At 45.1% G+C, this 907-nt stretch carries 1 protein-coding gene; it reads left to right on the forward strand.

Translation table 11 applies throughout. From position 1 onward, the window contains the following. Positions 1-907, forward strand: a 907-nt coding sequence (locus tag A3762_RS25410) for a glutamate synthase central domain-containing protein (protein ID WP_304439335.1), incomplete at both ends; no start/stop codon positions are given.

Below are 907 nucleotides of genomic sequence, written 5' to 3' on the forward strand. Positions count from 1 at the left end.
CAGGTTACGAATCCTCCAATCGATCCTTTGCGTGAAGCGATTGTTATGTCGCTTGAAACATGCATCGGTTCGGAACGAAATGTATTTGAAGAGTCTCCTGAGCACGCTAAGCGTATTATTTTAACTACGCCTGTTTTGAGTCCAGCTAAGTTTGCTGCGGTTTTAGACAATTCTTTAGGTTTTGGTTCAGCGACTGTTTCATTGCAATTTGATCCTGAACAAGGCCTGAAAGCAGCGATTCAAGATGTGTGNGAAAAAGCGNCACAAGCTGTTCGTGATGGCTCAGTGATTGTTGTCTTGTCGGATCGAGACATTGAAAAAGGTAAGTTGCCAATCAATGCATTCATGGCTACAGGTGCAGTGCACCACTACCTGGTTGAGAATGGCTTGCGTTGTGATGCCAACATCGTTGTTGAAACTGGTTTTGCACGCGATTCACACCACTTCGCGGTATTGTTTGGCTTTGGTGCAACCGCGGTGTATCCATACCTTTCTTATCAAGTGTTGAATGACTTGATCGAGAGCGGCGAGATGTTGATGGATCCAATCGAGGCGAAAAACAACTATCGTAAAGGGATTGGTAAAGGCCTTCTTAAGATTCTTTCTAAAATGGGAATCTCAACGATTGCGTCTTACCGTGGTGCTCAATTGTTTGAAGCAGTTGGTCTTTCTGACGATGTGGTTGATCTTTGTTTCAAAGGTGTGGCGAGCCGAATTCAAGGTGCGAGTTTTGCGAATTTACAAGCTGAGCAGTCATTGCTTGCGAATGAGGCTTGGAAAGCGCGTAAATCAATCGAGCCGGGTGGTCTTCTCAAATATGTACATGGCCAAGAGTATCATGCCTTCAATCCTGATGTTGTAAACACGGTTCAGCGTGCGGTTGAGAGCGGCGATTATGGTGTTTACA

Source organism: Oleiphilus sp. HI0125 (assembly GCF_001635355.1).